The organism is Methylobacterium sp. J-026, from assembly GCF_022829585.1.
Taxonomy (GTDB): domain Bacteria; phylum Pseudomonadota; class Alphaproteobacteria; order Rhizobiales; family Beijerinckiaceae; genus Methylobacterium.
The window spans coordinates 25530-43260 of sequence record NZ_JAKSYC010000163.1; the positions used below are offsets into that span (position 1 = coordinate 25530).

14 protein-coding genes and 1 pseudogene are annotated in these 17731 nt (G+C 71.0%); 11 read left to right on the forward strand and 4 right to left on the reverse strand.

Annotated elements, in window-relative coordinates; genetic code table 11:
• Entirely contained in the window at nucleotides 1-672 is a 672-nt protein-coding gene (locus MKK69_RS15460; protein ID WP_243969138.1) for an aspartate/glutamate racemase family protein, read from the reverse strand.
• 74 nt (nucleotides 673-746) lie between these two features.
• Nucleotides 747-1796 (reverse strand): LacI family DNA-binding transcriptional regulator, encoded by a 1050-nt coding sequence (locus MKK69_RS15465; RefSeq protein ID WP_243969140.1) that lies wholly within the window; start codon nucleotides 1794-1796, stop codon nucleotides 747-749.
• Nucleotides 1797-1928: 132 nt separating this feature from the next.
• Between MKK69_RS15465 and MKK69_RS15470 the strand changes: the two genes are divergently transcribed.
• The 8 genes from MKK69_RS15470 (at nucleotide 1929) to MKK69_RS15505 (ending at nucleotide 12248) form a co-directional block, all read left to right on the forward strand.
• Complete coding sequence (locus tag MKK69_RS15470) at nucleotides 1929-3236, forward strand: alpha-hydroxy acid oxidase (protein WP_243969142.1); 1308 nt, start codon at nucleotides 1929-1931, stop codon at nucleotides 3234-3236.
• A gap of 13 nt (nucleotides 3237-3249) precedes the next feature.
• Nucleotides 3250-4308, forward strand: a complete 1059-nt coding sequence (locus MKK69_RS15475) for a lactonase family protein (RefSeq protein ID WP_243969145.1) — start codon at nucleotides 3250-3252, stop codon at nucleotides 4306-4308.
• A 165-nt stretch (nucleotides 4309-4473) separates the two neighbouring features.
• Nucleotides 4474-5769 (forward strand): MFS transporter, encoded by a 1296-nt coding sequence (locus tag MKK69_RS15480; protein ID WP_243969147.1) that lies wholly within the window; start codon nucleotides 4474-4476, stop codon nucleotides 5767-5769.
• A 17-nt stretch (nucleotides 5770-5786) separates the two neighbouring features.
• A complete protein-coding gene (locus MKK69_RS15485; RefSeq protein ID WP_243969149.1) occupies nucleotides 5787-6617 on the forward strand; it encodes an NAD-dependent epimerase/dehydratase family protein in 831 nt (276 codons plus the stop codon).
• A gap of 204 nt (nucleotides 6618-6821) precedes the next feature.
• Entirely contained in the window at nucleotides 6822-7523 is a 702-nt protein-coding gene (locus MKK69_RS15490; RefSeq protein WP_243969150.1) for a molybdate ABC transporter substrate-binding protein, read from the forward strand.
• Between the two features lie 151 nt (nucleotides 7524-7674).
• Nucleotides 7675-9000, forward strand: a complete 1326-nt coding sequence (locus MKK69_RS15495) for an MFS transporter (RefSeq protein WP_243969152.1) — start codon at nucleotides 7675-7677, stop codon at nucleotides 8998-9000.
• Between the two features lie 123 nt (nucleotides 9001-9123).
• The gene (locus MKK69_RS15500) at nucleotides 9124-10755 is read left to right on the forward strand and encodes an ABC1 kinase family protein (RefSeq protein ID WP_243969155.1); all 1632 of its coding nucleotides are present in this window, start codon (nucleotides 9124-9126) and stop codon (nucleotides 10753-10755) included.
• 257 nt (nucleotides 10756-11012) lie between these two features.
• On the forward strand, nucleotides 11013-12248 hold the full coding sequence (locus MKK69_RS15505; RefSeq protein WP_243969157.1) for a sensor histidine kinase: 1236 nt from the start codon (nucleotides 11013-11015) through the stop codon (nucleotides 12246-12248).
• Here the strand turns inward: MKK69_RS15505 and MKK69_RS15510 are convergent.
• Nucleotides 12185-12589: an Hpt domain-containing protein gene (locus MKK69_RS15510; protein WP_243969159.1), complete on the reverse strand. Its 405-nt coding sequence runs from the start codon at nucleotides 12587-12589 to the stop codon at nucleotides 12185-12187. The two genes, MKK69_RS15505 and MKK69_RS15510, sit on opposite strands and share 64 nt — an antisense overlap.
• Nucleotides 12590-13088: 499 nt before the next feature.
• Here MKK69_RS15510 and MKK69_RS15515 point away from each other — a divergent pair, with 499 nt between their 5' ends.
• The 3 genes and pseudogenes from MKK69_RS15515 (at nucleotide 13089) to MKK69_RS15525 (ending at nucleotide 17393) form a co-directional block, all read left to right on the forward strand.
• Nucleotides 13089-14552 carry a sensor histidine kinase gene (locus MKK69_RS15515; protein ID WP_243969160.1) on the forward strand — a complete coding sequence of 488 codons (1464 nt, stop codon included), beginning with the start codon at nucleotides 13089-13091 and terminating at the stop codon, nucleotides 14550-14552.
• Nucleotides 14537-15939: pseudogene (locus MKK69_RS15520) on the forward strand (sigma-54-dependent transcriptional regulator). Before MKK69_RS15515 ends, MKK69_RS15520 begins: the two are co-directional and overlap by 16 nt.
• 140 nt (nucleotides 15940-16079) lie before the next feature.
• Nucleotides 16080-17393, forward strand: coding sequence for an MFS transporter (locus MKK69_RS15525; protein WP_243969162.1), 1314 nt, complete (start codon nucleotides 16080-16082; stop codon nucleotides 17391-17393).
• A gap of 73 nt (nucleotides 17394-17466) precedes the next feature.
• Here the strand turns inward: MKK69_RS15525 and MKK69_RS15530 are convergent, their stop codons facing one another.
• Nucleotides 17467-17670 (reverse strand): hypothetical protein, encoded by a 204-nt coding sequence (locus MKK69_RS15530; RefSeq protein ID WP_243969164.1) that lies wholly within the window; start codon nucleotides 17668-17670, stop codon nucleotides 17467-17469.
• Nucleotides 17671-17731: the final 61 nt, after the last annotated feature.

Here is a 17731-nt window from a genome sequence, read left to right on the forward strand (position 1 = left end):
TCAGGCGCTCCTGCCGGTCTCGATCATCGCACGCATCCGGTCCACCGCCGCGTGGGGCGCGGTCAGGACCGGGACGGACACCGCCTGCCGCACCGCCTCGGCCGCCCGGGAGGTGGAGAAATGCGCCAGCATGATCGCGTCGCAATCGGCCAGCTCCGGCGCCCGCGCGGCGATCAGCCGGTTGTGGGTCTCGGCGTCACCGGCGCGCAGGCGCGCCATGGCGTCGTCCACCAGGATCGTCCGCAGGGTCGCCGGGCGCCCGGCCTGGCCGACGAATTCCTCGAACTCGTCGGTCATCGTGCCGATGGAGGGGCCGAAGGTCGCCAGCATGCCGATGCGCGTGCCCTGCGCGATGGCCGCGCGGAATATCGCCTCGTTGGGCTTCAGGACCGGGATCGGTACGGTCGCGATCAGCCGGTCGATGGCCGGCCCGAAGGCCGAGCAGGTAATCAGGATGCCGTCGGCGCCTATGTCGTGGCCGTAGCGGCCGAAGCGCACGAAGCGCTCGATCATGCCCTCCGAGATCGCCCCCGGCTCCCTCGCCCGGTCCAGCGACAGGCCGTCGTCGAGGAGATTGACCGTCTCGGCCTCGGGCCATCGCTCCGCGAACGCCGCCTGGATCGGCACCATGGCGACCGGCGTCGCGTGCAGGAGGACGATGCGGGGTGCCATGCTGTCTTCCGGGTTCGGAGCGGAGGGGCAATCGCGTTGTAAGCGATTTCAAATAGGTGGCAAGATAGCGCCGGTCACCCGGGATCGCGCCGGGGCGGCGCCGTGCTGGCCCGCAGGATCAGCTCGGCGTCGATCTCGGTGACCCGCACGACCGGGCGGCCCTGGATCCGGGCGATCAGATGGTCCCCGGCGGCGTGGCCGATCTCGGCCGAGTGGATGCGGATCGTGGTCAGGGGCGGATCGAGGAAGGGCGCGAAGTCGGAATCGTTGTGGCCGATCACCGACAGGTCGCCCGGAACATCGAGGCCGCGGGCGCGGGCCTCGATCATCGCCCCGAAGGCGATCTGATCCGTGCCGCAGATGATCGCGGTCGGGGGCGGCCCGCCGGCCAGCATCTGACGGAATCCGTCACGGCCGCCGCCGATCCCGTAGGAGATCTCGATGTCGTGCTCCGGGGCGAGCCGCAGGCCGCGGACGGCGAGCGCCTGCGCGATGCCGGTCACCCGGGCACCGCCGCGGTCGTTGTCCCTGCGCAGGCCGGAGATCACCCCGATCCGCCGGTGGCCGAGATCCATCAGGTAATTGGCCGCCCGGGCCGCCGAGGCGGCGTTGTCGAAGCCCACGCAGGGGCGCTCCCGCGACAGGCTGAAGGTCTGCACCATCGGGATCCCGTGCCGGGCGATGCGGGCGTGCAGGTCCGGATGGTGGATGTCGCCGACCAGCATCAGCCCGTCGACGCCCCGCTCCAGCAGGAAGGTCGCCTCCCGCAGTTCGTCGTCCAGGTCATAGCCGGCATTGGCGGCGACCAGGGTGTAGCCCGCCTGCCGGAGGCGATCCTGGACGCTCGACAGGACGCGCACGAAGGCCTCGTTCTCGATGTTGGGCACCACCGCGCCCACCGCCATGAACCGGCGGGTGGAGAGCGCCCGGGCGGCCCCGTTGGCGACGAAGCCGAGATCCTGCGCGGCGCGGATCACCGCCTCGCGCTTGTCCGCCCGGACCCCGGCGGAACCGTTCAAGACCCGGGACACGGTGGCGGTGGAGACGCCGGCGCGGCGGGCGACGTCCCGCGCCACCGGGCTGCGCGGCAGCGCTTCGAGGATCTCACCCGGCAGGTCCAGCACGGAAATCGGTCTCTCCCTCGGCCCGTATCCTCCCGGTTCCGCCAAGCGGGCCGGGTCGGCAGTATATTGACACCCGACCGGGCCGCTGGCTATCTGAAAGCGCTTTCAAAAACGACCCGCAGGGAGGACCCGATGGCGATGCTCGACCCGCCGGCTTCCGGACCGGGAGCACCCGAGCGCGACGCGCCGACCATCGGCGGCGCCGATGCGACCGCGGCCGGCATCGCCGCCCCGCAGGCGATCGTCACGAGTCTGAAGCGCAGCGACGCGGCCACCCCCTACCGGTTCCGCGACCTGCTGGCGCTCGACGATTTCGAGCGCCACGCAAGGCGGCTCCTGCCGCCGATGATCTTCCAGTACGTGTCCGGCGGGGTCGAAACCGGCGCCGCCCTGGCGCACGGTCGCGGCGCCTATGCCGACTACGCGTTCCTGCCGCGGCTGATGCGCGATACCTCGGCGCGGGACACCGCCACCACGCTGTTCGGCCACACCTACGCGGCGCCCTTCGGGATCGGGCCGCTCGGCGGGGCCGCCTTCATCGCCTACCGGGGCGACCTCGTCCTGGCCGAGGCGGCGCGGCGGATGAACCTGCCGATGTGCCTCAGCGCCTCCTCGCTGATCAAGCTGGAGGACGTGCACGCCCAGAACCCGCAGGCCTGGTTCCAGGGCTACCTGCCGGGCGACCAGAACCGGATCGATCGCCTCCTCGACCGGGTCGCCGCCACCGGCTACCGGACCTTCGTGGTGACCGCCGACACGCCGACGCTCGGCAACCGGGAGCACAACACCCGCAGCGGCTTCTCCATGCCGATCAAGGTCACGCCCAAGGTGGCGTGGCAGAGCGCGACGCACCCGCGCTGGCTGCTCGGCACCGTCGCCCGGACCTTCCTGAAGCACGGGGCGCCGCATTTCGAGAACACGGAGGCCGAGCGCGGGCCGCCGATGATGTCGCAAGGGGCGGTGCGCAACACCATCGCCCGCGACCAGCTCTCGTGGAAGAACCTGGAGGCGATCCGGAAACGGTGGACCGGCAACCTGCTGGTGAAGGGCCTGCTGGCCCCGGCGGATGTCGAGATCGCCCGGGAATGCGGCGCCGACGGCGTGATCCTCTCGACCCATGGCGGCCGCCAGCTCGATTACGCCGTCGCGCCGCTGGACGTGCTGCCGGAGATCGCGGCCCGTAAAGGGGGGCTGAAGATCATCGTCGACAGCGGCATCCGCCGGGGCACCGACGTGATGAAGGCCCTGGCGCTCGGCGCTGATTTCGTCCTGCTCGGCCGGCCGTTCATGTTCGGCGCCGCGCTGGGCAGCGTCGCGGGTGTCGAGCACGCGATGCGGATCCTGAAGGAGGAGCTCAACCGCGACATGGCGCTGATCGGGGTGAACCGCCTGTCGGAACTCAATCCCGACTTCCTGCGCCGCGTCCCGCGGCGGGGCTGATCCGGAGACCGCCATGCCCCATCCCGCTCCCCTCGGCCTCGCCTTCGTCGGCTGCTTCACCACAGAGCGGCGTCGGGCGCGCGGCCAGGGTATCGATGTCTACCGGGTCGGGGGCGGACTGGAGGCGTGGACACATCTCGGCCGGGTCGAAGGCCTCGTGAACCCCTCCTTCCTGGTCTCGGATCCGGGGCGCGGCGTGCTCTACACGGTCCAGGGTGACGGCGCGGCGGCGAGCGCCTTCGCGGTCGAACCGGACGGCGGCCTGCGCGCCCTCGGCAGCGCCGGGACCGGCGGCACCAACAGCGTGCATCAGGCCCTCGAACCGGGCGGGCGATTCCTGATCCTCGCCAACTACGCCAGCGGCTCGGTGGCGCTTCTGCCGGTCGGCGCTGCGGGTGCGCTGGCGCCGGCGAGCCACATCCTGTCACTCCCGGGCGAGCCCGGTCCCCACCGGACCGAGCAGGCCTGCGCCCATCCCCACCACGTGGTTCTGGCGCCCGACGGGAGGCACGTGATCGTGCCCGACAAGGGCCTCGACCGGGTCTTCGTCCTGCGGCTGGAGGGCGAGCGGCTCGCCATCGCGTCGGAGACCGCGATGCGCCCCGGTGCCGGGCCGCGCCACATCGCGTTTCACCCGGGCCGGCCACTGGCCTTCCTGGTCAACGAGCTTGAGTCGAGCATCGCCACCTGCCGCTGGGACGGCAGGACCGGCACCCTGGCGCCCCTGCATCTCGCCCCGACACTACCGCCGGATTTCTTCGGCGCGAGCACGGCTGCGGCGATCGTGGTGACGCCGGACGGGCGGTTCGTCTACGCGTCGAACCGCGGCCAGGACGGGATCGCGCGGTTCCGTGTGGACGCGGAAGCGGGTCGGCTCGAGCCCACCGGCTGGACGCCCTCGGGTGGCCGCGACCCGCGCTTCATGACGCTGGCGCCGGACGGGCGGCATCTCCTCGTCGCCAACGAGCAGGGCGACTGCCTCGTGGAATTCGCCATCGAGGCCGGGAGCGGAGACCTAACGCGGACGGGGTCGCGCCCGAGCCTCAGCCCCTGCACGATCGCATTCCTGTGACGGAGGTCGAGCGCGTCTTTGATTTTCACGACGGGTCCGATCCGCCACGACCCTCCCCCCCTCTGCGGGGGAGGGAAATTCCGAACCGGACCGCGGCTATACTTTAAAATAAGCCTATAAAAACAAATCAATAAGAAAAATCAGAATCATCCCGGAGGAAACGCCATGTTCGATAAGCGCTACAGGTTCCTGATCGCGATCCTGCTGTTCATCGCCGGAATCATCAATTACATGGACCGCGCCGCGCTCGGCGTGGCGGCGCCGTTCGTGAAGCAGGACCTGAACCTGTCGCCCTCGGAACTGGGCGTCATCTTCAGCACATTCTTCTTCGGATACGCGATCTTCGCCTTCGTGGGCGGCCAGCTCGCCGACCGCTTCGGCCCGCGCAGCGTCTACAGCTGGGCCGCCGCCGCCTGGTCGATCCTGTGCATGCTCACGGGCGCCGTGACCGGCTTCACCCAGATGTTCGTGGTCCGCGCCCTGTTCGGTTTCGCCGAGGGGCCGATGAACTCGACCACGAACCGGACCATCACCACGTGGTTCCCCCGCGAGGAGACCGCCCGGACCATCGGATTCACCTTCTCGGGCCAGACCGTGGGCAGCGCCGTCGCGGCCCCGGTGGTCGGCCTGCTGGCCATCCAGTACGGCTGGCGGGTGGCGTTCGTGGCGATCGGCGCCTTGGGGCTGCTCTGGGTCGTTGCGTGGCGCCTCCTGATGACCGACCGGCCCCAGGACAATCCCCGGGTCGGTCCGGAGGAGGTCGCCCTCGTCGAGCGCAGCCGGGCGGTGACCCATCTCGCGCCGTCCGACCACGCGCGCTCCCTGCGCGACTACCTGTTCCTGCCGAGCACGCTGTCGCTCGGGCTCGGCATGTTCGCGGTGAACTACACCCTCTACATCTTCCTCTCGTGGCTCCCGAGCTACCTCACCGACGCCCTGCACATGCCGGTCAAGGAGATGGCGCTGGTCGCCGCGATCCCCTGGGCCTGCGGTTTCGTCGGGTATGTCGGCGGGGGCGTGATCGCCGATCTCGTCTACACGCGCATGGGCGACAAGCTGGCGGCCCGGAAGATCACCACGATCGTGCCGCTCGCCGTTGCGGGGTTCGCGCTGATCGCGGTCAACGCCGCGGGAAGCACCGCCATGGCGGTCACGCTCATCGCCCTGGCCGTGCTGATGCTGACGAGTTCGGTGCAATCCTGCTGGGCGACGATCCACGAGCTGGTGCCGGAGGCGCGGGTCGGGGGCGTGAGCGGCTTCATCCACCTGCTGAGCAACATCTCCGGCATCATCGGGCCCACCGCCACCGGCCTCGCCGTGCAGCATCTCGGTGGCTACGCCAGCGCCTTCGTGATCGCGGCCCTGATCGCCGCCGCCGGCGTCGTCGCCATGGCGATCTTCGTGCGGCGGCCCCGCGTCCCGGAGGCGGCCGGGCCCCTGAGCGCGGCCAAGGCCGCCTGATCCTGGAGCAGCATCCCATGCATGCCGAAACCGTCCCGCACAGACCCGTCCTGCTCACCGGGGCCTCCGGCGCCCTCGGGCGGGTGCTGACCCGGGCCCTCGGCGCGGAGGGCTGGGCGCTCCGGCTGACCGACCGGGTGCCCTTCCCCAATCCACTGCCGGAGGGGGCGCGCTTCCAGCTGGCCGATCTGGAGGACGGGCCCGCGATCCTGCGCCTGGCGGAGGGCTGCGGCACGATCCTCCACTTCGGCGGGATCTCGGTGGAGCACCCGTTCGAGACGGTGATCGGTCCCAATATCCGCGGCCTCTACCACGCCTACGAGGCGGCCCGCCGGGAGGGGGCCCGGATGGTGTTCGCCTCGTCGAACCACGCGATCGGGTTCCACGAGCGGTCCGAGGTGCTGGACGACAACTGCGCCCTGGCGCCGGACGGCTATTACGGCCTGTCCAAGGCCTATGGCGAGCTGATGGGCGGCCTCTATCGCGACAAGCACGGGGTCGAGAGCGCCTTCCTGCGCATCGGCTCCTGCTTCCCGGAGCCCACCGACGCGCGGATGCTCGCCACCTGGCTGTCCTACGCCGACCTGACCCGCCTGGTTGTGCGGGCGACCCTGGCGCCGAGCCTCGGGCCGAAGGGCTCGGTGGTGATCTGGGGCGCCTCGAACAACCGCCGCATGACCTGGTGGCGGCAGGACGGCCGCGCGATCATCGGCTGGGCGCCCCAGGACAGCGCCGATTCCTACGCGGCGGCCCTGGAGGGGAAGACCAGCGGCAACCCGGTGGTGGAGCGCTACCAGGGCGGCGGCTTCACGGGGATGGACTATTCCCGGACGGAACCTCCGCGGTGACAGCAGGACGGCTGTTTCATCCGAGATCTCCCGAACGCACCCTCATCCTGAGGTGCTGCGCAGCAGCCTCGGCAGAGGGATCCAGGGATCGCGCGGCAGGCTGGGGGCACCTCAGGATGAGGCCGCATTCCAGATCCAGCTCTCTCGAACAGGGCCGGATCGACCCTTGAGTCGACAGTTTCTCAGAAAGCGATGGGACACGGCATGGCGGACGAGCAGAACGCGACGCGGCTGAAATGCGCGCTGGTGGTGCGCGGCGCCTTCGACGCGCACGTCGTCCCCGCCTTCGAGGCGGCCGGGGGCCGGGTGGCGATCCACTGGGCGCCCACCGCCGTCATCATGACGGCGATCGAGGCCGGCGAGACGGCCGACGCGGTCCTGGTCCTGTCCGACGCCATGGACCGCCTGATCGCGGACGGCCGCATCGAGGCGGAGAGCCGGGTCGACGCGGTGCGCTCCCGCTATGGCATCGCCGTGAAGGCCGGCGCGGACCATCCCGATATCGCCACCGTCGAAGCGCTCAAGCGCACGCTGGTCGCGGCGCGGTCCGTGGCCTACTCGCGCACCGGCGCCAGCGGGATCTACTTCGCGGGCCTCCTGCCGCGGCTCGGCCTCGCCGAGGCGGTCAACGCCCGCGCGACCATCATCCCGCAGGGCTTCACCGCGGAGAAGCTCGTCTCCGGCGAGGCCGACATCGCGGTCCAGCAGATCAGCGAGCTGATGGTGGTGCCGGGCATCGAGGTGGTCGGCCCCCTTCCCGACCCGGTGCAGGAGGTCACGACCTTCTCGGCCGCGATCCTGCGCGGCGCCACCGACCGCGCCGGCGCCCTGCGCTTCCTCGCCGGCCTGACCACGCCGGCAGCGGCATCGGCCTACCGCATCAGCGGTCTCGAGCCGGCCTTCTGACCGCCCGCACCCGACGGGTCCCCGTTTTCGGGGGCGCAGCCGAGCGAGCCGATGCGGCACGGGACCCCGACCCTCTCGCGTCTCCAGATGACGTCCCTGGGCTCGCGATGACGGCACGGGCGGACAACAACCGAGAAACCACGAGGACACCATGGCCCCGAGCGAACAGGACCGGATCGTCCGGCAGGTCTTCTTCAGGCTGATGCCGCTGCTCTTCATCGGCTACGTCATGGCCTATGTCGACCGGATCAACGTCGGCTTCGCGGCCCTGCGGATGAACGCCGACCTCGGGATCGGCCCGGCCGTGTTCGGCCTCGGCGCCGGGATCTTCTTCATCGGCTATTTTCTCTTCGAGGTGCCGAGCAACCTGATCCTGGAAAAGGTCGGCGCCCGGCGCTGGATCGCCCGGATCATGATCAGCTGGGGCCTGCTCTCCGCGGCGATGATGTTCGTGCAGGGCGCCACCAGCTTTCTCGTCCTGCGCTTCCTGCTCGGTGCCGCCGAGGCCGGGTTCTACCCCGGCGTCATCCTGTACCTGACCTACTGGTTCCCCAAGGCCTACCGCGCGCGGATCTTCGGCGCCTTCGCGGTGGGGATCCCGGTCTCCCTGGCCATCGGCGCGCCGCTCTCGACCACGATCCTGCAGCTCGACGGGCTCCTGGGCCTGAAGGGCTGGCAATGGCTGTTCCTGCTGGAGGGCATCCCGACGACGCTGTTCGGCTTCGTCTTCCTGGCGCTGATTCCGGACCGGCCCAAGGACGCCGCCTGGCTCGCCCCCGCCGACCGGACCGCCCTGCAGGCCCTGATCGACGCGGAGCAGCGGGCGGTGGCGGGAGCCCATGGCACCAGCCTGCGCAAGGCGATCGCCGACCCGCGGCTGATCGCCCTGTCGTTCATCTACTTCGCCAATACCGGGGCCAACCTCGGCCTCGCGTTCTTCCTGCCGCAGATCCTCAAGAGCACCGGCCTGTCGGACATGCAGACCGGCCTGATGACCGCGGTGCCTTACGTCTTTGGGGTGGTCGGCGGACTGACCATCGGCTGGATCTCTGACCGGACCGACGACCGGCGCCTGACACTGGCGGGCTCCCTGCTGCTGACCGCGGTGGGCCTGGCGCTGGCCGGCTTCGCCACGGGCTCGCTCTGGGCCGTGGCGTTCATGGCGGTGGCCGCGGCGGGGCTCTACGGCGGCAAGGCGCCGTTCTGGGCGCTCCCGCCGGTGTTCCTGAGCGGCAGCGCGGCGGCGGGGGGCATCGCGCTGATCAACTGCGTGGGCAATCTCGGCGGCTTCGTCGCGCCGTCCATCGTCGGCTGGATCCGCGAGAGCAGCGGCAGTTTCGAGGCCGGTCTGTATTTCCTCGCGGCCCTGGCCTTCTCGGCGGTGATCGTGACGCTGCTCGTGGTCAACGCGCGGTTCGGCGCGACGCGGGGCGGCGCGGGACCGGTGCCCCTCCCGGCGGCGGCGCCGCCGCGCTGAGGCGATCGGGCGCGGTACCGATATCGTCCGGGGCCGCGGGCTCCCGCGCTTCGCGACCGCAAAAAAGTCCTTATGCTCGTGCTGTCCGGACGCCCAATCCCGTCCGAACGGATCGCGCCCTCCATGCTGAAGACAGCCTTCGTTGCCGCCCGCGACCGTCAACGGCTGTCGGAGATCGCGAGCATCCTGATCGGCTTCGGCGTCACCCGCGTCGTGGACCGCCTGGGCTTGCGCTACCTGCCGCTGCTGCCCCGCCGCCAGCCCCGGGTCGATGTCACCCGCCTGTCGGAGCCGGAGCGGCTGCGCCGGGCGATCGAGGCGCTCGGGCCGACCTTCATCAAGTTCGGGCAGGTGCTGGCGAGCCGGCCGGACCTGCTGTCGCCGACCTGGACCGAGGAGCTGCAGAAGCTCCACAGCCAGGTCGTGCCGGTGACCTGGGAGCAGATCGGGCCGCAGCTCGAGCTGGATCTCGGCGGCTCGCCGACGGAGATCTTCGCCGAGTTCGACACGAACCCCATCGCCTCCGCGTCGATCGCCCAGGTCTACCGGGCACGGCTGCACTCGGGCGAGGACGTGATCGTCAAAGTCCTGCGGCCGAACCTGCGCAAGATCATCGAGGCGGATCTGCGCCTGATGGCCCACGGCGCCCGCATCGTCGAGAACGAGTGGCCCGACATGGCCCGCTACCAGCCGCGGGAGCAGATGCGCCACCTTGCCGACGGGCTGAACGGCGAGCTCGACCTGCTCAACGAGGCGCGCAACTGCGAGCTGCTGGCGCAGATCTTCGTGGACCGCGACGACATCGTCTTCCCGAAGATCCACTGGGAGTACTGCTCCGAGCGGGTCCTGGTTCAGGATTTCGTCCACGGCATCCCGCCGAACGACGATGCGGCGCTGCGCGCGGCCGGCCTCGACAAGAAGCTGCTCGCCCAGAAGGGCACCGACGCGTTCCTGCAGATGGCGCTGATCGAGGGCGTGTTCCACGCCGATCCGCATCCGGGCAACATGCTGGCGATGCCAGGCAACAAGATCGGCTTCATCGATTTCGGCATCATCGGCCGGTTGTCACAGCGCCGGCGCTCGCAATTGCTGGTGCTGATCGGCGCGATGCTCAAGCAGGATGCGGACGGCCTGATGGCGGTGCTGCTCGACTGGACCGGAACCAGCAACCCCGACCTCACCCGGCTCCAGGTCTCGGCCACGTCCTTCGTGGAGAGCCATTCCTCGATCCCGCTGAACCTCGGGCTGGTGCTCACCGACTTCATGAACATGGCCCGCGAGAACGACCTCGCGATGCCCACGGACCTCGCCATCCTGTTCAAGGGGCTGGTCACCGCCGACGGCGTCATGCGCCACCTCGATCCGGATTTCGACCTGTTCGCGGCGGCCGGCCCCACCGTCAAGGCGAGCATGCAGACGCAGTTCTCGCTCTCGGCGCTCAAGCAGAAGGCCGAGGCGCTCGGCGTCGGCCTCTACGGGGCGGCCTCGGAGCTGCCGACCCTGATCCACCTGATGCTGGTGCGGCTCAAGCAGGGCCGCGTCACCGTGGAGATCGAGATCAAGGGCCTCGACAAGGTCACCCGCGGCATCGAGCGCGCCGCCGCCCGGGTGGCGGTGGCCCTGGTGGTCGCGGCCTTCGCCACCCAGCTGGCGCCGCGCCTCATCGACCTCGGCACACCGGTCTTCGTCTCGATCGGCTTGATTATCTTCGTGCTCGGGATCGGCTGGCTCGTCCTGCTGATGCGCAACAAGTAGGCGAGTTCGTCACCGAGCCCCGCCGCGGGACAAGTTTTCGCCCGCCGGCGAATACATGTCTGGATTGATAATCCCCCCCGGCGTGTTAGCGTGACCCATCCGACGATTCGTTCGGCCGCGGGCGGGGACCCCGCACCAGAAGCGGTCGAAACCGCCGGTGCATCCCAGCTTCCGACATCGCGTCGCCGCGCCTGCACATCGATGGACAGCCGGCCCCGTGCGCGAGCGCGTCGCCGGGCAACGATGGGGGGCGGGCGGTGGATACGGTCATCGTGTTGCCGTGGGGCGATGGGGCGGCGCGGCGCCTCGATATCCTCGAAGCCGAGAATGCCCGCCTGCGCGACCAGCTCGCGCAAGCGGCCGCACAGGCCGACCGGGAGCGGCAGCGCAGCCGGCGGCTCGGCCGCATCGTCGAGGCCGCGAGCCGCGTCGAGGCCGGACGTTTGGCGATCGAGCGGGCCCAGAACGCTGCGGTCGCGCTGCCGGGTGACCGGGCGGCTGGCCTCCAAGCCGGGGGGCCGTCCGTGGGGTTCCGGCCGGCGGCATCGCCGCTGGCCTTCAACGACTACCTGGAACTGCTCGCCCATGACGGGCGCCTGATCACCGCCACGGAGGGCGGTCCGGCCCTGTCCGGCGTCGTCGACGAGGCGGAGGCGATCGGTCGCCCCTGGATCGACGTGTGGACCCGGCCGGAAGATCGCGAGGCCGCGGCAGCCGCCGTGGATCTCGCCCGGGCTGGCCACCCGAGCCGCTTCCAGGCGCAACTCGCTGCGGGTCACGCCGTCCGGTGGTGGGACGTGGCGGTCACGCCGATCGGCGCCACGCCCGGCTGCCGCGAACGCATCCTCGCGGTCTCCCGCGACATCACCGAACTGAAGGTCGCCGAGGCGCGCCAGACGCTGCTGATGCAGGAACTCGCCCACCGGATGAAGAACACCATGGCGATGGTCCAGGCCGTCGCGGCGCAGACCATGCGCAATGCGGTCTCGCTGGAGGCGGCGGGCGAGGCCCTGGCAGCGCGCCTGCTGGCGCTCGCCAGGGCCCACGACGTGCTCCTCCAGGGTTCGTTCGCCCGGGCCTCGCTGGTCGGTCTGATCGAGGGTGCGGTCTCCCTGCACGACGACGGCATGAGCGGCCGCTTCCGGGTCGTCGGGCCCGACCTGACTCTGGGACCGCGTCAGGGCCTGACCCTGGCGCTGATGCTGCACGAACTCGGGACCAACGCGGCCAAGTACGGCGCGCTCTCCGTCGCCGGAGGCAAGGTCGGCATCACCTGGGAGGTGACCGAGGCGGATGGGGGGCCGCGCCTGCGCTTCCGCTGGGAGGAGACCGGCGGCCCGCCCGTGACGCCGCCGACCCGCAGCGGCTTCGGCACCCGCCTGATCGCCCGCAGCCTCGCGCACGGGTCCGGCGGCACGGCGCTGCTCAGCTACCCGCCGGAAGGGGCGGTCCTGCTCTTCGAGGCGCCGCTCGAAGCGGTCACGGTGGGCTGATCGGGATCGGCTTCGACCGCCGCTTTCAGCGCCTGCAGGGCCACGAGCGTGTGGTCGCGCAGGTGCCCGACATCGGCCAGCCGGTCCGTCAGGTCGTCGCCCGCCTGGGCGGTTTCCTCGAGATCGCGGCAGGCCCGGGAAAACGCGTCGCAGCCCAGCATCCCCGCCATCGAGACGAGCGTGTGCGCCTCGCGCCCGTAATCGGCCGCCCCGCGCTCCGTACCCTCGAACGCGGTGGCGAGGCACAGGAGGAAACGCTCCAGGATGCGCGTGAGCTTGTCGGGGCCGATCACGGCCGCGAGTTCGTCGAGCGTATCCCGGTTCACGAGCGTCAGTGACACCGTCTGTCTCCGATTGGGCACACGCGGTGCGCTCCGCGGGTTGGCGTTCGAAGGTCGCACGATCCGGAGACGGATGTTGTGCGGCTTCGCTCATCAAAATCTTCGATGACAACAGCGTGTGTCAACATTTTTACCGGGCGTGTCCTTCTGCCGGCCCTGTCGACAGACAGTTCGATGTCATGCCCGGTCGATAGGTCTTGGTTTGACTCGCCGTCGATGAAGCCAGGTTTCGTTCACGGCCGGATCGCGTCGCAGGCTCTGGCGCGTTCGGCTGTCCGGCTTCCGCGTCTCGAGCGTCGGGGGCGTTCGTCCGACGCGGATTTGACGATGCCCGCGGCAGGCCCGGCACCCGGGCTGGGGTGCCGGGCGCTCGGAGGCCTCCGGGGCAGGACGAAGCGCATCGCGCCGGTTCCTGGATCCGGCACGATGCGCTAGGGATCGGCACCGGGCGGCCTCGTCGCCGCCGCAGGAGGCCCGCCGTGTCCGACCGAACGCCGTCGTGACGGCCTACAGTCTGCGGACCCGGCTGCTCGCCCTGTGGGTCCTGCTGCTGGCCTCCGCCGTCACGACCGGCTACCTGATGTTCGGCGTCTACGCCCAGTCCACCGGCGTCCAGGTCGCCCGGGCGGATATCGCGGTCGGACGGGCCTGCCGCGAGATCATCGACCGCTACGCCGCCCTGGTCGGCGTCCGGGGTGGTTCGATCGCCGAGGCCGACCTCGCCGGGGTCGTCGAGGCGGCGCTCGCCCGCCTCCCGGGCATCGAGGGCGGGATCTGGGGCGCCTCGGACGGTCCGATCGCTTACGCCTATCCGACCTATGAGGGAACCGGCCCGAAGACCGATCTCCCCGCCGCCGAACGGGACACGATCGCGGGTCTGAACGCCCAGGCCCTGCGCGTCGACCACGCCGTCTCGCTGAACCGGCCCAGCCGCACCCAGGTGCTGCTGCTCCAGGCCTGTCCGCTCCACGGGCCCGAGCCGGGGCTGACCGCCTGGGCCATGGGGCGCGCCCACGTCAACGACGGCCCGATCTATACGCGCTTCCTGGCGGGGCTCGGCTTCCTGGCCGCGACGGTGCTCGGCTCGGCGGCCTTCCTCGGGTGGTTCCTCTACGGGTTCTCCGGCCGGATCGCCCGGCTCGAAGCCGCCCTCGCGGCGCCGCGGCCGGACGGCGAGGACCTGCCCCGCCTGACCCGGACCGGCGAGCGCGAGCTCGACCGCCTCGTGGACGCCCTCAACGCGGCGGGCGGCCGGCTCCGGGAGGCCCGGGCCCGGGTCGTGGCCGCCGAGCGCCTGGCCGCGGTCGGCCGGCTCGCGGCGAGCGTCGCCCACGAGATCCGCAACCCGATCGCCGCGATGCGGCTGAAGGCCGAGAACGCCCTGGTCAGCGGCGATCCGGATCGGGCCGCCTCCGCCCTCCGGACCGTCCTCGGCCAGATCGCCCGCGTCGACACGCTGCTGCGCGATCTCCTGAACCTGACGCAGGCACGCGCGCTCAACCGAACGCCGACCGCGATCGGTCCGCTGCTGGCGGACAGCGTGAGCCTGCACGAGGATCTCGCCGGCTCCGGCGGGGTCCGGATCGAGACTGCGGTCGACGGCCTGCCGGAGGGGGATCAGCCCCATATCGACCGGGTGCAGATCGGCCGCGCCCTGGACAACCTGCTGCTGAACGCCCTGCAGAACACGCCGCCCGGCGGGCGGGTGCGCCTCGGCGCCGAGCGCGTCACGTTCGACGGCGCGGTCCGCCTGCGGCTGCGGGTCAGCGATACCGGCGTCGGGATCGATCCCGCCATCCGCTCCAGCCTGTTCGAGCCCTTCGTCACTGGCCGCCCGGACGGGACCGGGCTCGGCCTCGCGATCGTACGCGAGATCGCCCTTGCCCATCGGGGCGAGGTCGGGCTGGTCGAGGACGCGCCGGAGACCACTTTCCTGCTGGACCTGCCATGGCGACCATCCTGATCGTCGACGACGACCCGGCCCTGCGCGAGGGGCTGGCCGAGACCGTGTCCGATCTCGGACACACGCCCCTGCCGGCGGCCTCCGGCTCGGAGGCTTTGGCGCTGCTGCGCGACAGCGCGGTCGCGGCGGTGCTCCTCGACCTGCGCATGCCCGGCGACCTCGACGGCCTGTCGACGCTGGAGCGGATCTGCGCGCTGCCGGACCGGCCACCCGTGACCGTGCTGACCGCCTTCGCCAGCCCGGCCAACACCATCGAGGCGATGCACCTGGGTGCGCACGACCACCTGACCAAGCCGATCGGCCGGGCGGACCTCGCTGCCGCCCTGGACGCGATGCTGCGGATCGTCCGGCAGGCGGAGGCCGATCCGGCCGTGCAGGCCGATCACCCGGGCCTCGTCGGATCCAGCGCGGGGATGCGGCGGGTCCAGAAGACGATCGGACTCGTGGCCGATACCGCCTCCACTGTGCTGATCCGGGGCGAGACCGGCACCGGCAAGGAGGAGGTGGCCCGGGCGCTGCACGCCTTCTCCCGCCGGCGGGTACGCCCCTTCGTCCCGGTGAATTGCGCGGCGATCCCGGGGGACCAGCTGGAGAGCGAGCTGTTCGGCCATGTCGGGGGGCGTTCGCCGGGGCGGCGGTGGACCGGGCCGGCGCCTTCCATCTGGCCGAGGGCGGCACGCTGTTCCTGGACGAGATCGGCGACATGCCGGCATCCATGCAGGCCAAGATCCTGCGGGTCATCCAGGATTGCGTGGTCACGCCGCTGGGCGGCCGTTCGGCGCGTGTCGATGTCCGCCTGGTGGCCGCGACCCATCGCGACCTCCCGGCGCTCGTCGCCGAGGGCCGGTTCCGCGCCGATCTGTATTACCGCCTCAACGTCGTGCCGATCATCCTGCCGCCGCTGCGCGAGCGCCTGGCCGACATCGTCCCGCTGGCCGAGCACTTCCTGGCCCGCTCGGGCAAGCGCCTCAGCCGGGGCGCCGCCTCCCGCCTGCTCGCCCACGATTGGCCCGGCAACGTCCGCGAATTGCGCAACGTGGTCGAGCGAGCCGCTGTGCTCGTGCGCGGCGGCGTGATCGACGCCGACGACCTCGACCTGCCGTCGGATAGGTCCGACCGGCCGGCCGGGGACGCGCTGCCCCCGGACTGGCTCTCCGGCGACCTGCCCGGCGCCGTCGCCCGGCTGGAGCGGACCATGATCGCCGCAGCGCTCCGCGCGGCGGACGGCAACAGGGCCCGGGCCGCCCGCCGTCTGGGGATCCAGCGCCAGCTCCTCTACGCCAAGATCGAGCGCTACGGTCTCGGCGCTGCGGGCGGCGACCTGTCCGGAGATGCGACATCCGATGTCGGAAATAACGACGCTTCCGAGCCGCCCGACGGAGGCTAAGCCCTTCATCGTCCAGGCAATCGCCGGCTTCCGCCGTGGCGCCGGGGAAGCGAGGGAACCGATCCTGCGCCGGGGCGTCGAGCCCCGCGTGTGACGCTCCATCGGGGCGCCGCCGTCCTTCGCGTTGGGGCTGGACCAGGATGAGCGGCATCACCACGGGTGCGACGACCCGGCATGCGGACGGCCAGACCCGCTCCACGCGCGCGCTGCGCGGCCTCGACGCGCTGAACTTCTCCCTGGCGGACGTGCGGGACGGGCTCGGCCCCTACCTCGCCATCTACCTGATCGCCGTGCGCGGCCCCGACCAGGGCTGGAACGAGGCCACCACGGGCCTCGTGATGACCATCGCGGGCATCCTCGGCCTCGTGGCGCAGACACCGGCCGGCGCGCTGATCGACGCCACCAACCACAAGCGCGCCATCGTGATCGCCGGCGCCATCGCGGTGACGGCGAGCTGCCTGATCCTGCCGTTCATCGCGAATTTCTACCTCGTGACCGCGACCCAATCGATCGCCCACGTCGCCGGCACGATCTTCCCGCCGGCCCTGGCCGCGATCACCCTAGGGGTCGTCGGCCCAAAAATGTTCGCCAAGAGGATCGGCCGCAACGAGGGCTTCAACCATGCCGGCAACGCGGTCTCGGCCGCGGTCGCGGGCGGCCTCGCCTACTTCTTCGGGCCGGTGGTGGTGTTCTGGATCATGGGCATCCTGGCGGCCCTCTCGATCGGCGCCATGCTGATGGTGCCGGCCGAGGCCATCGACAACGACCTCGCCCGCGGCATGACCGAGGGCGAGGTGCAGACACAGGAGAAGCCCTCGGGCCTCGCCACGCTGCTGCAGAACCGGGCCTTGCTGCTGTTCGCGGTGCTCTGCGCGATCTTCCACCTCGCCAACGCGGCGATGCTGACCTCGGTGGGCCAGCTGCTCACCCACCTCTCGGGCAAGGACCACGCGACGTCCCTGATCGCCGTCTGCATCGTCGCCGCGCAATGCGTGATGGTGCCGGTGGCGATCTTCGTCGGCGCCAAGGCCGACGTGATCGGCCGCAAGCCGATCTTCCTCGCGGCCTTCGGCGTGCTCGCCCTGCGCGGCGTGCTCTACACCCTGTCGAACAACCCGTTCTGGCTGGTCGGCGTCCAGCTCCTCGACGGGATCGGCGCCGGCGTCTACGGCGCGCTGTTCCCGATCGTCGTGGCCGATCTCACCCGCGGCGGCGGCCGCTTCAACGCGGCCCAGGGCGCGGTCGCCACGGCCCAGGGCGTGGGCGCCTCGCTCAGCGCGACCTTCGCGGGGGTCATCATCGTCTCGGCCGGCTATTCCACGGCGTTCCTGGCGCTCGCGGCCATCGCCGGCCTGGGCTTCGTCCTCTACCTCACACTGATGCCCGAGACCCGCGGTACCACCACCGCCGGGAGCGAGGCCGGTCTACCGCCGGCCGTCCCGGCGAGCGCCTGATCGGATGCGAAGCGGGCGCGTCTATCCCCGAGCGGGCGCGTCCGTTCAGAGAGCGTGAGCCGTTGCCGCTCGCTCAGCCGAGCGCGGCGACCACGGCCGCGGGGATTATCGCCTCGGGTGGGGCCTTGCGCGAGACGTAGTAGAGATTGACCGCGCGCCAGAAGGCGCTCTGCTCCTCGACCGAGCGGCGGGCGAGGGATTTTTCCAGGATCGACAGGGCGGCCCGTGCGGGCTCGCTCCGCTCGAGTTCCTCGAGCAGGCCGGCGAGATGCGGCATGGGGCTTACCTCCGAGCGGACACCAACTTCAGTAACGCCCGGGCTCCTCTAACGATCCGTT

Excerpts from the sequence above, each read along its gene's own strand:
- MKK69_RS15460 (WP_243969138.1), bottom strand. The coding sequence starts at position 672 with ATGGCACCCCGCATCGTCCTCCTGCACGCGACGCCGGTCGCCATGGTG.
- MKK69_RS15470 (WP_243969142.1), top strand. The coding sequence starts at position 1,929 with ATGGCGATGCTCGACCCGCCGGCTTCCGGACCGGGAGCACCCGAGCGC.
- MKK69_RS15475 (WP_243969145.1), top strand. The coding sequence starts at position 3,250 with ATGCCCCATCCCGCTCCCCTCGGCCTCGCCTTCGTCGGCTGCTTCACC.
- MKK69_RS15480 (WP_243969147.1), top strand. The coding sequence starts at position 4,474 with ATGTTCGATAAGCGCTACAGGTTCCTGATCGCGATCCTGCTGTTCATC.
- MKK69_RS15485 (WP_243969149.1), top strand. The coding sequence starts at position 5,787 with ATGCATGCCGAAACCGTCCCGCACAGACCCGTCCTGCTCACCGGGGCC.
- MKK69_RS15490 (WP_243969150.1), top strand. The coding sequence starts at position 6,822 with ATGGCGGACGAGCAGAACGCGACGCGGCTGAAATGCGCGCTGGTGGTG.
- MKK69_RS15495 (WP_243969152.1), top strand. The coding sequence starts at position 7,675 with ATGGCCCCGAGCGAACAGGACCGGATCGTCCGGCAGGTCTTCTTCAGG.
- MKK69_RS15500 (WP_243969155.1), top strand. The coding sequence starts at position 9,124 with ATGCTGAAGACAGCCTTCGTTGCCGCCCGCGACCGTCAACGGCTGTCG.
- MKK69_RS15525 (WP_243969162.1), top strand. The coding sequence starts at position 16,080 with ATGAGCGGCATCACCACGGGTGCGACGACCCGGCATGCGGACGGCCAG.
- MKK69_RS15530 (WP_243969164.1), bottom strand. The coding sequence starts at position 17,670 with ATGCCGCATCTCGCCGGCCTGCTCGAGGAACTCGAGCGGAGCGAGCCC.